Source organism: Arthrobacter phoenicis, assembly GCF_047238215.1.
GTDB lineage: Bacteria > Actinomycetota > Actinomycetes > Actinomycetales > Micrococcaceae > Arthrobacter.
Genome location: NZ_JBDFMK010000001.1, coordinates 1,099,664 through 1,112,885, shown reverse-complemented (window position 1 = coordinate 1,112,885; position 13,222 = coordinate 1,099,664). Strand labels below are relative to the sequence as shown.

General features: G+C 64.0%; 13 protein-coding genes. 1 reads left to right on the top strand and 12 read right to left on the bottom strand.

The genetic code is table 11. The features are described 5' to 3' along the window. The first annotated feature begins 357 nt into the window (after window positions 1–357). A complete protein-coding gene (locus tag ABC337_RS05105) occupies window positions 358–777 on the top strand; it encodes a hypothetical protein (protein WP_412893213.1) in 420 nt (139 codons plus the stop codon). 3 nt (window positions 778–780) lie between these two features. On the opposite strand, the gene ABC337_RS05100 is transcribed toward ABC337_RS05105, so the two are convergent. The 12 genes from ABC337_RS05100 to ABC337_RS05045 form a co-directional block, all read right to left on the bottom strand. Beyond that, the gene (locus ABC337_RS05100; protein WP_412884901.1) at window positions 781–1,131 is read right to left on the bottom strand and encodes a hypothetical protein; all 351 of its coding nucleotides are present in this window, start codon (window positions 1,129–1,131) and stop codon (window positions 781–783) included. 547 nt (window positions 1,132–1,678) lie between these two features. Next, window positions 1,679–2,638 (bottom strand): LAPAL motif-containing putative phage structural protein, encoded by a 960-nt coding sequence (locus tag ABC337_RS05095; protein WP_412884902.1) that lies wholly within the window; start codon window positions 2,636–2,638, stop codon window positions 1,679–1,681. Window positions 2,639–2,867: 229 nt separating this feature from the next. Next, entirely contained in the window at window positions 2,868–3,185 is a 318-nt protein-coding gene (locus tag ABC337_RS05090) for a hypothetical protein (protein ID WP_412884903.1), read from the bottom strand. Beyond that, window positions 3,178–4,062: a M23 family metallopeptidase gene (locus ABC337_RS05085; RefSeq protein WP_412884904.1), complete on the bottom strand. Its 885-nt coding sequence runs from the start codon at window positions 4,060–4,062 to the stop codon at window positions 3,178–3,180. Before ABC337_RS05085 ends, ABC337_RS05090 begins: the two co-directional genes overlap by 8 nt. Further along, window positions 4,059–4,709, bottom strand: coding sequence for a hypothetical protein (locus tag ABC337_RS05080; RefSeq protein ID WP_412884905.1), 651 nt, complete (start codon window positions 4,707–4,709; stop codon window positions 4,059–4,061). Before ABC337_RS05080 ends, ABC337_RS05085 begins: the two co-directional genes overlap by 4 nt. Further along, entirely contained in the window at window positions 4,706–4,981 is a 276-nt protein-coding gene (locus ABC337_RS05075; RefSeq protein ID WP_412883276.1) for a hypothetical protein, read from the bottom strand. The genes ABC337_RS05080 and ABC337_RS05075 overlap by 4 nt, the downstream gene beginning before the upstream one ends. A gap of 21 nt (window positions 4,982–5,002) precedes the next feature. Beyond that, window positions 5,003–5,152, bottom strand: coding sequence for a hypothetical protein (locus ABC337_RS05070; RefSeq protein WP_412883275.1), 150 nt, complete (start codon window positions 5,150–5,152; stop codon window positions 5,003–5,005). Window positions 5,153–5,164: 12 nt separating this feature from the next. Continuing rightward, window positions 5,165–6,475 carry a hypothetical protein gene (locus tag ABC337_RS05065; RefSeq protein WP_412893212.1) on the bottom strand — a complete coding sequence of 437 codons (1,311 nt, stop codon included), beginning with the start codon at window positions 6,473–6,475 and terminating at the stop codon, window positions 5,165–5,167. After that, a complete protein-coding gene (locus ABC337_RS05060; protein ID WP_412885021.1) occupies window positions 6,475–7,560 on the bottom strand; it encodes a hypothetical protein in 1,086 nt (361 codons plus the stop codon). The genes ABC337_RS05065 and ABC337_RS05060 overlap by 1 nt, the downstream gene beginning before the upstream one ends. Before the next feature lie 11 nt (window positions 7,561–7,571). Next, window positions 7,572–8,618 (bottom strand): hypothetical protein, encoded by a 1,047-nt coding sequence (locus tag ABC337_RS05055; RefSeq protein ID WP_412885020.1) that lies wholly within the window; start codon window positions 8,616–8,618, stop codon window positions 7,572–7,574. A 3-nt stretch (window positions 8,619–8,621) separates the two neighbouring features. Continuing rightward, on the bottom strand, window positions 8,622–9,503 hold the full coding sequence (locus ABC337_RS05050; protein ID WP_412893211.1) for a hypothetical protein: 882 nt from the start codon (window positions 9,501–9,503) through the stop codon (window positions 8,622–8,624). Beyond that, a complete protein-coding gene (locus tag ABC337_RS05045; RefSeq protein WP_412885018.1) occupies window positions 9,503–13,219 on the bottom strand; it encodes a peptidoglycan DD-metalloendopeptidase family protein in 3,717 nt (1,238 codons plus the stop codon). The genes ABC337_RS05050 and ABC337_RS05045 overlap by 1 nt, the downstream gene beginning before the upstream one ends. Window positions 13,220–13,222 lie beyond the last annotated feature (3 nt).

The window sequence follows — 13,222 nt, the reverse complement described above, 5'->3', positions numbered from 1 at the left end:
TGGAAACTCGTTCGAGAGCGCACTTCTACCGCGCCAGCAAAGGGAAGTAGGCCTTTTTGGGGCGGATAATCAAAACCGCAGAAACAGCGTGATCGGGGGTAATTCGATCCTCCATCCCCCCAATGGGGGGGACCGCCCGATCGGCGTGTCACCTGCCCGCTAGGATGGCAGTTCATCAATCAACCAGGGGGACCATTGAAGCGCGCATCCATCATTCTCGCCACCGCGGCCGCACTTTCGCTAAGCGCATGCGCGGGGGCGCCGGCACCTTCAGCGACGTCAGTCGGCACTGAGGCCGGGGACGTCGCTGGCGCCCCGGGGACGGCTACGCCCACGGCCACGCCGAGGCCAACGGCGGTGGAGGTTGACCTCTCAAAAGCGAAGACCGGCAAAACGTCCACCGGAGTCGAGGTTACGTTCACTGGTACCCGCGTAGCTGACGCCTCGGAGGTCGCGAGCGAGCCGACGGCCGGGATGGTGCCCCTTGTGATCCAGTTCGAGTACCGCAACCAGGGGGCCCAAGCTGTAAAGCTCCAGCCCGTGCCGCTCACGGTCTACTACGGACCGGACAAGTACGAGGCGAAGCAGCCCACGCTCTATCAAGGTGGGATGACCCGAACAGAGCTGCCCAAGCAGATCGCCCCGGGGTCCACCGTGCCGGTCGCGGACACGTTCCTGGTACCGGCCGAAGCAATTCTTTCCGTAGAGGTGGACCCCGGCGGCTCGTCAACGCCCGGCGCGCTTCCCGTCATTTTCGCGGGTGTGCCGGTCAAGTAATCGCTAGGCGGGAGGGAACCCGGGTAGGCGGTCGCCCCAGCGCACGCCGCGGAGGTTCTCCGGACATCTGTGGTACTCCCATATGTCCCACTCGGAGGCGGTGGCACGCTCGACTGCGGCGCCGTCTACCCAGGTCCAGTGCTTTCGACGGTCATCGTCCTCCCACTCCACAAGGATTGAATCGCCATTCCAGCGGGCGGCGAGCGCGTAGACGGACAGGGGCAGCGGCACGGTACACAGAGTGACCCTGACCTTTGGGTAGCGTCCGTACTGCCATGAGTGGGTCTCGGCCGGGCGTCCAGGTGGCTCTTGGGTGTACGTGTAGGTCACGCCGTCGAGGGTGAAGCTGGGCATACTTCAACATTACGGGCCATCTGGGGGTTTTAATTTAAGACGACGGCCGTTAAGCTCAGCGGATTAAATTCGTTGGGGGAATCATGAAGGCACAGCCTTGCACTTCACATCACTTCGTCAGAAACCTGGCCGGTCAGAGCCTCAGCGGCCAATGCGTATATTGCGGCCGCGGTCCGATCCGTCGGGCGCTGGCGAAGATCTTCAGCGGCCGAACAGCGGCACGGCCGACGACAGCCGCCCACGAACGGAACCGCGCAGAGTGGGATGCGCTCAGCACTCCCATCAGTGAGGAACGCGCCGCCCGGCCAGCTCCCGGGTCTAACGCAGCGTAGCGTCTCATAACGCAAAGAAGCGCCCCACCCCGCTTGGGGTGGGGCGCTCTGAAACGGAACCGCAGCTGCGCTACCGATAGAGCTTGGAGATCGCCAGGCATCCGATAAGAGTGGGAGCAACCAGTATGAGCGGTGTTGTCCCCCGCACTCCGATGCCGACTAAGCCTACGGCTATCGAAACGACAGCTATGAACAGAACTGCCAAGCTGAGGGTGTCAATCCTCCGGTGCCGGCTCCGGCGAGTCGGGCTCTTGTGGTGAGGAATCCTGATTGTCATCATCTGCTCCTCGTCTCTTGCGGGAAACTTTTGTGAGAGACCATTGCGTAGAATTTCGCCCGTTTTTGGTGGTGATAACTTCGTGGATCGTAACATCGAAAATGTCGTTTTTGTGGAGGGCCAAGCCGCGATCCAACTGAAGTAGAAACTCCTCGTCCTCTATCTTAGCCTTGCGAGTTCCGTGGAGAGTCTTCACGGTCCACTTCTCACCTCGCCGGAAGTCGATCGCTCGGAGTTGAGCCTCGGCCTCGAAGTCCGACTCGCGCTCTTCTACGTCGTCAATTTCTCGTACTGCGGCTCGATAGTCGTCACGACCGACGACAAGGTCCGGTGCCGCGCCCATGATTTGGCTCGTGGTCTCGGTCGCGTCACCGTCTCTCACTTCCAGCAGATCAGCGTCATCACCCAGCGGCGCCATGATCTTGCTCAACGTCTTCCGCGTGCGGCGCTTCTTGGTGTTGAGCTCCTCCCAAACCTTCCGGGGGACCTCCTCGGGGCTACCGTTCTTGAACTTGACCTTCACGTTGCCGTTGTCGAGGTAATCAAAGTCGTCGACGACGTCACCCCGCACGAGTTTCACGCCTGTGCCGATGGCCCACGTCAGGGCCGCGCCCGCTGAGCCTGAGATGCTGACGGCGCCCTCAGGGTTGGCTGCCGCCCATTGCACGACGGCCTCAATGATGAAAGAGCCCTTTTCCGGTGGACGCACGCGAATTTCCGGATGGGCCCCCTCTCCATACAGACCAGCCTTGGCCATCTGGGCGTTCAGCTCCACTAGGCCCTGAAGCGCCTCTGCCATCTCTGCGGCATTAAGGTCGTGGATGGTGCCCGCCTCATCGGAGAAGCGCAGCTGGACCAATCCATCCGTGAGCTCGCCAACCTGCTCATTCTTTTCCACGCCGAATTCCCCCAACATTTTCCTTGGTCATGCGAGAGGCAAGTCCCCTCAGCTGATCGCTCCATTATGGTCCACCGTCGCCCAGTCTCGGACGCAAGAAACGCCCCCGCGCTAGCCGGGGGCGGCTGCATGCGCAGGGGCGTTTCAGGAGGCGGCCCTCCGAATGGTTGGGGAACCGGAGAGTCACGGCAAACGTACTGGCCGTGGCCAACCAGAGTCAATAACTTGGTCAGTTCAGTTGCTGATCCTCCGGCGTGAACCAGCGGAGGATGCGGTACTTACGCAGCCACTCGTTGACGCCGGGCACGGCCAGGACGCGGGTGACGACGGCGGCCAGAGCGGTAGCTGCGATAAGCGTGCCGTTGAGGCCGATGAAGACCCACCCGGGAAGGTAGACCTCGTAGGGCTTGAGAGCGTCGATGACTGCCAGCAGGACGCCGTTCAGCAGCGGGAACGCCGCTACTGCGACGGCGAGTGCCGTGCGGAGGACTGCGGAGCGCGGGTTGCGCTCCTGGGTGGATGTGGGCTCTGCGCGGTGGTCAGCCATTGACGACCACCTTCAGCCGATCAGCCACGAGCGTTGCCATGTCGCCGCCGAAGGCATCCACGACAGCCTTAGCGATCGCGTCCGGGTCTGCGGGCGCGGACTGGCTAGCGAGGCTGGCCAGCGTCCGGCCCTTGTTGGCGAGGTCGCCACGCAGGTCGACGTCGAGGGCGGGCAGGCCCTTGACGCTGTTCTTGATCTCGTCGAGTACCCCGCGGACATCGGTCTGGAAACTGCGGAGCTTGTCAAACTCTCCGCGGGCATCAATTTCGAATTGTGCAGACAATTCATCCTCCTGGCTGATAGGTGTGACGGCGCCGCCCATAGCGGCAATCCCTTCGCCCCACACGGTTGTGGGGTCGATGCGGCCGAAGATTCGTCCGCCTCCGGTCGAGTAGGTCAGGTCCACGATGCGTTCGGTGTGTAGGTGCGGGCCGAGTTGCCCATCCTTGCCGGCGGAGCTGTCGCCGGAGAGTGCGACGAGCTGGCCTTCCGCCACCTTCTGCCCGTAGCTGACCTTCCATTGGGACAGGTGGGCGTATACGTCGTAGTCGTTTTCGGCGACCTTGATGACGAGCAGCCGGCCGCCGAAGCGCTTGTAGAAGGCGAAGCGCTGGAAGTAGCCGGATGCGGACCATGATTCGTCGCCGGGCAGGTTGACGTCCCAGTCGCAAAGCACGACGGTCCCGGCGCGGGCCGCCCGGACTGGGGTGCCTACCGGGCAGCCGACATCCGTGCCGGCGTGGCCGTCGTGCTGGTAGTCCCCGTACATGGAGACAAGCACCTGCACCATCGTCCCCTTCGGGTCCCCGACGACTCCACCCGTGGCTAGGGAGCCGAAGCCCTGGGTTATGTCGAACTCGCTGGATACGGGCCTCATGGTGTGCCTCCTGAGCAGGTGTAGGTCGATGAACCTGGCGGGTTCGGGGTACAGGTGTAGGGCATCCCGAGGTAGGTGAAGGTAAACGAGGAAGGGCCGCTGCCAGCGGGGCCTTGCTCGCCTCTCGGACCCGGCTGGCCGGCCGGGCCCGGTGGGCCTGGCACTGTGGAGTCGGCGCCCGGAGGGCCGGGTGGTCCTGCCGGGCCCGGGACGGTCGAATCGGCCCCCTTCTCACCCCGCGGCCCGGGGACCTTCGAGTCAGCGCCGGCCGGGCCGGGGACCGTTGAGTCTTTGCCTGGGTCGCCCTTTGGCCCAGCAACTGATTGGCCATCGACCCCATCAACTCCGTCGCGGCCGGGCGGCCCGGGATCACCCTTGGGGCCGGGGATCGCCTCGGTCGGGTTCTGCTGGACCTGCTCGGCCTTCGCGCAGAGGTCCCGGTCGTTGACCAGGAGCCGGCCCTGGCTGGCGCAGACGGTCTGGATGTCCTGGGCGAGGGTCTGGCTGTTGGCCTGGGCGGTGTTGCGCTCCGCCATCGCCGAGACCTGGTTGTAGGCGGTCCAGCCGACGCCCAGCGCGATGACGATGGCGAGAACGAAGAAGGCCCACCGGGGCGGGAAGGGTTTACGGTGTGTGTGCTGGCTCATGCTGTCCTGCCTCGGGCTTCGTCGCGGAGCTGGTCGATGGTTTCCTCAGCGGCCCGCAGCTCCTCGCGGGTGAGTTTGTGGTCGGCGCGTTCCTCGCGCAGCTCCTTCCGGGCCGCCTCCCGCTCGGCGTTTGCCGTGGCGATGTCGGCCCGCAGTGACTCGGCGCGTTCTTTGTCGAATCGCCGGTAGAGGAGATACCAGCCTGTGACGCCGCCGGCGGCGACGAAGGGGGCGGTGAGAGCTTTGGCCAGCTCGACGATCTGCGGGTCCACACGCGGGCCTCCAGGTTCCGGCTAGGCAGGGGCATCTTCGGTTGTGGCGCTGGTGGCGAGGATGTCGACGAGCTGGCGGGCGATGTCGACGGCCGCGGTGTCGGGCGCTGTCCCGGCCGCGGTGACCTGCGTGCCGTTGGGATTACTGATCGTGATGCTGATGTGCGGCACAGAGTCTCCTGGTTAGTCGCTGATTTTGGTGACGCGGATCGTGTAGGACATGACGCGGGTAGCGCCGCTGATTTGGACGATGTAGATGTGGAACTGCTGGCCGGCGGTTAGGCGGATGTTGGGGATTGACCCGGCGCCCTGGTCGTCGGTCTGGATCACCGGGCCCTTGCAGAACATCGGCCCGGACATGGGTTCTACCGAGATAGCTGAGCGTGAGTTCGTTGCTGTGACGCCGGACGGGAAGCGCATGCCAACACTGATCGCATAGGTCCCGGTGTCACGGATCTGGGCTACGTCCTGGCTGATCATGGTGAGCAGGCCGGTGTCCGTGGACACGTTCGGGTCTGCGGTGATGATGCCCGGGCCCCACACGGTGCTGTCTGGTGTTGAGGTCGTGCCGGAGCGTTCCCAGTGCTTGAGGATCCGCGGGCCTTTAGCGTCTAGCGCGGTCTGCGTGGCCGTGCTGATCGGTTTGGCGGTGTCAGCGGTGTTGTCAACGTTGCTGAGGCCAACGTCGGCTTTCACAAGGGTTACGGCTCCGGTCTTGCCCGCGACCGAAGACACCGCCCCGGACCCGCCGCTTATCGGGGCGCCGTTCTGGGTTAGCGCCCCGGTGGTCTGCAGGTCGATGTTCCCGGCACCATCCATGACGATGGCCGAGGCCCCCGCCGCACTGTTGGACTCCAGCCAAAGCTTCCCGCCGAGCTTGGTGCGGAGGCGGGCGAACAAGGTTGCGCGCCAGGTGAAGTGCCCGATATTCAACACGCCAGCCGGATCAGAAGAGGAATCAATCTTGAAGCGCGCCTCGGAGACAGAATCGCTATTCGTGTAGCCCAGGTCAACGCCATCAACGCGAACGTTCAGGTTAGTTGCTGTCGGGCCGGCCTGCGGCTGGACGCCAGCATTGAATGAGCCTCCGATCGAGAGGTTCGTGCTGTTATCGCCGGTCGTCCCAGAGATGAAGATGTCATTGCCGCTGCGGGTATAGATACGCGCCCCGGCGCTGTTGCCGAAGATGCCGGACCCGAATTCGATCCCTGGGGATAGGTAAGTGCCGGCGCCGCCGACATTTTCGTAGGTGCCGACTTTCGAGTACACCTCGTATGGCACACCAGCATCGGTGACGCCTTGGCCGATGACGCGGACGGTGCCGCCGGCAGAGACGTTGATGTCGCCTAGCAGGTCGAGTGTTCCGCCTGCCCCGATGGTGGAGCTTGATGCGTTGCGGGCCGATGACCGGCGTTCAGCTTCCCGGGCGTTTTCCTCTGCCCGGCGTTTAGCGTCCGTGGGGGAGAACGGGCGGGGGATGAGCGAGGTTTCCATCAGCCTCCGATCTGTGCCAGCACTGGTTTGTACACGCCGTTCTCGGGGGATAGTGACCAGCCGACGACGGGCCACACCTTGTCGAGCGTCAGTGACGGGCAATCGATGATGACGTGGGCAGTGTCGCCGAGTGCGAAGTCGCCGAGCCGGGTGAAGTCTTCGCCGAAACCCGGGTTCCGGGCCTTGAGCTCGATGACCTCTTGGCCGCCGAACAACTGCGCCGCTACCGCCATGGCATGGGAGTCGATCGTCGACTGTTCCTTGACGTTGGAGAATGATTTCCGGACCTCGATGCGCGGCCAGCCGGCAGCTTCCCGTTCGACGTCGATAACCGGCGAGGACATGACCTTGGAGTCGCCCTCACCCTCGCCGATCGCCACGACGTGGGTGGCCGCGTTCCCGGAGGACCAGTCGTCGTCGTGATCAAAGTCTTCGACGTTCTGCCCGAGCTCGAAGAAATGCGCCGGGTTCTCGTCCCGGTTGCCCAGGTAGGGGTAGCCGGTGCGGGCGATCTTGCGGACGAACGTGTGCTCGTCATCGCCCCACACGACGTCAATGGTCCAGTTGAATCCGTCGATGAGGGCGGCGAGTTCGTTCACGCGGTCGTACACGCGGGCGTTCTCGTCGTCCGCGTAGTCGTGGTCCCGCAGCCTGCCGGACGGTGGGCAGTCGTACTCCATGCCGATGCTGTCCCCGGCCACTGCGATCAGTTGCCGGAAGATCACTGACGTCTGGTCCTGCTGGCGGAAGGACATCGTGGGCACGTACCGTTCGATCAAGTACGCCTCGATCGTGCGGCAGGGGTACTTCACCATGCTCTTGAGGGTCTTCGGGCGCCGGTAGGGGATGCCGTGCCACACGATTCGGTCATCTTCGTCCACGACGAGGATGAGGGACCGCCAGGGGAGGATGTCCTGCGCCCAGTTCTCGTTCACCGGGGCGCCGTCCTCATCGAACAGGGGAAGTGAGAGGGTGCCTTCCCCGTATGCCTGTAGCAGCCGGGAAAGGTCCCCATCGAAGGTCATGGGGTACTCGTTGAGGAAGTCGCCGGAGACGAGTTCGCAGATTTTGAAACGGTACGACATGCCGCTCCTTACTACTGCCACCAGCTAGAGGTCAACGTGAAGTACCAGCCCGTGTCGGCAGCGATCGTCGCGCCGCCCGGGATGCGGAAGGCCATCGTGCCGTCTGTTCCGACGCGCACAACGGGCTCAGCCTTGCCCACCGCAGAGCCATCGTTGAGAGTGCAGAAGGAGTCGACCGGTACGACGGGGCGCCATCCGTCAGGCACGACCCCAACAAGGAGGCTCCCGAAGCTCCCGTTGATGGAGAAGTCCTTGCCGGTAGCGGTCCTGGTCACGCGGGCCACGCACTGCACAAGGGTCAGGCCGCCGGTGGTCCGTGTCTTGATGAAGCCGCCGGAAACAGTCCAGCCAGAGTCCGGCGGCAGCATCAGCACAGAATCCGCGGCGCCGATCCATGCGCCGCCGTAGCAACGCTCAATCAGGCCACCTTTGTCCATGCGCTCGACCGCGAGCCCATCCCACTTCGGGAAGGTGTCACGCTCGGCCTGGTTGCGGACCTTGACGGGCGCGCCGGCGGCTGCGGTGAAGGGCCGGCGGTCGGTAATCGTCGGGTTGCCGGTGCCGTTCTTCGGCATGTCGATGTCCGCGATGTTGAAGAACGTCGACACGCCGTCCGCGGCGCCCGGGTCGGCCGGGTAGCCGCCTCCGGTGAGTGCCGTAGGTGACGGCTGGCCGGTGATGAGCCGGAAGCGTGCCTTGCGCGCCGTGGAGCCGCCGTTATCGGGGTCCAGGACCTCGAATACGAGCCGGTCACGGCGCGGGTTGGTGCTGTCCGCCGGGGTCAGGGTGTCGACCGTGAGGACGGTCGCCGCGCCGGAGAAGTACGCTCCCTTGCCGGTGCCGGCCACACACGGGCCAGGGCCGACTTGGACGTTCTGGCCGGACAGGGACGGGACGAGTGCGCGCGGGTCCAGCACACCGGAGCGGGCTGCCGCCGCCGAGGCGCCCGCCGCTACCAGGCCGCCAAAGTCGCGCCGCAGCGTCTCGGCGTCGTAGGCAGGGCCCGAAACGGTGTCCGGGGAGTTGATGAACGTCGGGGTGAGTGCGTCAACAGGCATGGTCTACCTCCAAGCGCTCGAAGCGAAAAGCTCCATCGAGGCAATGTCGTTTTGAATGGATGAATCGAATTTGAAGGTCATCCCGTCCGCCGGGACGATCCACGGACCGACGAGCTTGTTCCGACGCGAGACGTTCCCGTTGATTCGGACCACCCGCCGGTCGAGGTCGATGTCGACGTACTGACCAGCGGGCACAGGCTCGATGTACCGCTGTACCTGGATGGCGTCCCCGAGGGTCGCTGTGATCGTGAAGTCCGGCAGTGGCCCTCGGATCCGCAATAGGGCAGGCGGTGTAGCGTTCCCTGATGTGCCGAGGACGACCTGGCCGGAGGCTACGACTGCCGCGACCCGGATGCCGCCGGGGGATAAGAGCAAACCGGGAGGAACTATCCGGAGTCCGCCTGTGACCTTTGGCAGTCCGGCCGGGCGGGCGATGAACGTCGGCCCCGAACCGTCCCCAGCCAGCAACCGAACATCAGCGGCGACGAGCTGGACAGATATGTCCACGTGATGGTCGGTGATCTGCTTTATTGAAGGTCGCCCCTCTTGCTTGACCATCCGGTGTTTCATCACGCCGCCGTCGACCAGCACCAGAGGGGCTAATGTCCGGACGGGTATGGCCGCCTTGAACGCATCTCGTGCACTGGTGGCCTCAGCCCGCGTCCGAGCCAGCAGCCGCGCCTTCAGGACGAGTGCCGGCGGCTCCAGGAACGTCGGTTCCACCCTGCCGCCGTCACCGTATACATTCGGCGTTACACCGCCCCTCGCTGCCGCAGGGTCGTCCCAGTTTTCGACATCCTTCACAAGCCAGCGGACTCCAGCCGGGTCGGTCCCTGAAAGGTCGAAACCGTTCAGGGACCAACCGATGCCTCGATCTAGCCGCATCAGACTCCTTCCATTGCCCGAGACAAGGCCATGACCCTGGCTCGGTCCGACGACATGTCGGGGATGATGATCTGGCGGGCACTCCGGACTGCCTCGGTGAGGCGGTCGAGAGCGTCACTGTCGAAGCCGGCGGACTGCGTGGCGATGCGGTGGACGTCAGCCCACTGCTGCGGGTTGAGGATCGCCTCCGGCTTGCCGGTGCGGTTGACCACCTGCGATACGCCCGGCGGCAGGATGCCGCCGAGGTCGTATAGGGCGGGGTCCCCGGCAGCAGAACCCTTCCCGCCGCCCGTGATGAGGTCCGAGACGCTCATGAAGATCTTCTTACCCACGCCGATGGCGAGGTCAGCGATCATCCCGGCGGCCGGGAAAGCGTCCCGGAATTTCGACAGCAGCCCATCGATAATCCCGGCGAGCGGGTTGAACCCGCCACCGGATGGGATGCCGGCGCCAGCCAGATATCCGTGAGGGTCGATGTCGTTCGGCCACCCCCCGGAGAAGGTGCCGAAGTGCAGGTGAGGTCCGGACGAGATGCCCGTGTTGCCTGACAGGCCGATCTGCTGGCCACCGCGGACCATATCGCCAACCTTCACCGCCATGGACGAGAGGTGAGCGAACCACTCCTGAATGCCGGATTGGCCGTCGATGTGAATCTCGTTGCCGCCCCAGACGCCCGGCGACTGAACACCAGGGCCGGACCAGGAAACACGTCCCGCCTCAGTAGCGAACACCGGAGTGCCCACGCCGGCCGCGAAGTCGACGCCCTTGTGGACCCGGTTGTAGCCCTGAGTCTCGAGTAGCTGCTTCAGCGGGCTCACGATTCCACCCTTGGCAAGGCCTTCACCGAATAGCGCCCTGGCCTCGGATGCTTTCCGGCCCATGATGGCGGCCTTGTTCATCGCGTAGAGGCGGGCCCGTTCGTACGGATCCTGCATGACTTCGGAGACGTAGACGCCCTCGCCCCTCCGCATTGGGACGAGCTGGTCATCACCGTTGCGCCAGGACGACTGGCCGGGCAGCACGCCGCCGCGGGCGAACCCTTTGGGAAGCGCCACCCGGGGCAGCTTGTCGATGCCTGGGAGGATACCGGCCACTGTGTTGAATGCGCCGATCAGGCCGTCGTTGATGACCGTGTCGATGACAAACCGAACAGGCATCTTGGCGATGTCGATTAGCTTGTCCCACGCTGTTTTGACGAAACCTACGCCTGCGTCGAAAGCATCGGGGATCGTCTTGGTGATGAAGTTCGAGAGGGCATCGAACACGGGCCGGATAACGTTTTCCCAAACCCACTTGATCGCGTTCCCGACTGCGTCGAACACCGGCTTGATGCCGTTCGAGTACATCCAGGTGGCGGCGTTCGGGATGACCACCGTGAAGCAGTTAGTCAGCATGTCGAAGACGGGCTTGAGCATGGTGGTCCACACCCAGCTCACCGCTGACCCAATCGCGTTGAACACGGGCTGGATCGCGTTGACGTAGAGCCAGTTCAGGGCTGACGGGATCACGACCGTGAGCATGTTTACCCACGAGTCGAACAGGGGTTTGACCACGAAATCCCAGACCCACTGCATGGTCGATCCGATGGCGTTGAATACCGGGACAATCACGACGTCATGCAGCCAGGTGAAGGCTGCAGCGAACACGTCCCGAATGAAACCAACGGCACCGTTGAAGATGCCGACAGCGAAGTTCCACCAGTCCGCGATCGTGTTGCCGATCCCGGTCCAGGTGGCGATCATCTGGTTCCAGAAGACCATGAAGATCGGCGCCAGTACGTAGGTGATGACCGAGGCGATGAGCTGGCCGACGCCGCGGAAGAACAGCAGGAAGCCGCCGATGATGACGGCCGCGGAATCGAAAACCGGCTTTATGGCAGATTCGTAGAAGGACCGGAACCCGTCACCCACGACCTTGACGGCCGCGGAAATCCCGCCGAAGACAGGCTTGATGACGGTGTTGTAGAGCCAGTCGAAGGCTGAGCCCACCCCGGATGATGCTTGGCCGGCGCCCTCCGACAGTGCCCCGAATGCGTCACCAACTGCCCCAACGGCACCAGCAATCCAGTCAAATACCGGCTTGATCCAATCCGTCCACAGGGAGGAGAAGAATCCGCCGATTGCTGAGATCGCCGCGTTCCATCCGGGCACGACAGTGTTGGTGAACCAGTCGGCGACGCCGCCGATCACGGACTGGATGAAGCCCCAGACGTTCTTGACGAGGTCCCGGCCCATCTCTGTCTGCGTGAAGAACCAGACCAGCGCGGTGACAAGGCCGATCACGGCGAAAACGATGATGCCGATCAGGTTGGACCGCATCGCATCGTTCAGCCGGTAGAAGGCCAAGGATGCCGCGATGGCCGTCCACGCCATAGCCGTCTGAGCAGCAGCGAGGCCCCCGGTGGCAAGGGCGTGGAGGGCGAGTGTTGTCGTGTAGATCTTGAACGCGGCGACCGCACCACCGACGCCGATGGCCAGTGATTCTAGCCAGTCCCTGTTGTCCTTTACCCACTGCCCCATGGCCTGCAGCTGGGGCACCAGATCGGTCTTGATGTAGGAACCGACGCCTTTCAGGGCTTCCTTCAGGTCAAAACCGGCCTGCATCAAGGGGTGAATGGTCCCACCGAACGAGTCCATATCCTCGCGGCTAGACTGCAGGCCCCAAGAGAACGTCTTGATGCCACCCGCGATTTCAAAGAACGCGTCTCGCCCACGCAGCAGGAAGTCCACGAACGGGGAGTCCTCAGCCCAGCCGAACGCGGCTTCGAGCTTCCCCGTATAGTCGCCCTTCACGATCAGGTCGTAGAGCCCCTGGGCGCCGACCATCGCCTGATCAACGAACTCGCCGACGCGGGCGCCGGCAACCTTCGCCCCCTCTTCGAGCGGTTTCATCCACTCGATCGCGCCCGCAAAGAAGTCGCGGATCTTCGGGTAGACGCCGCTGAGCAGGTTCGCTCCGATGCGGCTGACGGCAGCCATCGTGTTCTTGAAGGCGCCCTGCAGGGTTTCGCCCGACTTCAGTGCGGCGCCACCAAGACCAGCCTCCATCGCTTTCTGGAAGGTCTCGAAGTTGATCTTGCCCTCGGACGCGAGCTTGACCGTCTCCTCGGCAGACTTGCCGAGCTCCTTGCCGAGCAGCTGAATGATGGGGATGCCAGCATCGTTGAGCTGGGCAATTACATCGCCTTGGATCTTGTTCGACGACGCGACCTTGTTGAAGATCGCACCCATCTCGCCCATGCCGACGCCAGCGATGGTCGCTGCGTCGCCTGTCAGCTTCAGCGTGCGTTCTAGTTCCTTGCCCGGCTTCACACCGGCCGCGACCGCACCAGCTGCCACGGTCGCGGCCTCGTCCATGCCGAACGCCGTGCCCTTCACGGCGGCCATCGCGTTGTTCATGATGGCCGTTACGGACTCGACGTCGTGGCCGAGTCCAGAGAGCTTTGCCTTGGCGTTCTCGATGGCCTGCAATCGGCCGAAGCCCTTGAAGAGCGCAGTGCCGAATGCCGCCCCAACGGTAAGGCCGCCGGAGATTCCTGCGGCCTTCATCGCGCCGCCGAAGAAGCCGGTTACAGCCCCGGTGAACTTGCCGCCGAATCCCTTGCCAGCCTTATCGCCAGCTCGCTCGCCGACGCCGTCTAGCTCGCGCCCTACGTTCTCCTGGAGCCCCTTGAAAGACGGTCGGATCAGTACGTCAGCTACGCCGATCGTGGGCATGGG

Coding starts and splice junctions, on each gene's coding strand:
- ABC337_RS05100 (WP_412884901.1), bottom strand. CDS start 1,131: ATGCCCAGCTTCACCCTCGACGGCGTGACCTACACGTACACCCAAGAG.
- ABC337_RS05090 (WP_412884903.1), bottom strand. CDS start 3,185: ATGGCTGACCACCGCGCAGAGCCCACATCCACCCAGGAGCGCAACCCG.
- ABC337_RS05085 (WP_412884904.1), bottom strand. CDS start 4,062: ATGAGGCCCGTATCCAGCGAGTTCGACATAACCCAGGGCTTCGGCTCC.
- ABC337_RS05080 (WP_412884905.1), bottom strand. CDS start 4,709: ATGAGCCAGCACACACACCGTAAACCCTTCCCGCCCCGGTGGGCCTTC.
- ABC337_RS05065 (WP_412893212.1), bottom strand. CDS start 6,475: ATGGAAACCTCGCTCATCCCCCGCCCGTTCTCCCCCACGGACGCTAAA.
- ABC337_RS05060 (WP_412885021.1), bottom strand. CDS start 7,560: ATGTCGTACCGTTTCAAAATCTGCGAACTCGTCTCCGGCGACTTCCTC.
- ABC337_RS05055 (WP_412885020.1), bottom strand. CDS start 8,618: ATGCCTGTTGACGCACTCACCCCGACGTTCATCAACTCCCCGGACACC.
- ABC337_RS05050 (WP_412893211.1), bottom strand. CDS start 9,503: ATGCGGCTAGATCGAGGCATCGGTTGGTCCCTGAACGGTTTCGACCTT.
- ABC337_RS05045 (WP_412885018.1), bottom strand. CDS start 13,219: ATGCCCACGATCGGCGTAGCTGACGTACTGATCCGACCGTCTTTCAAG.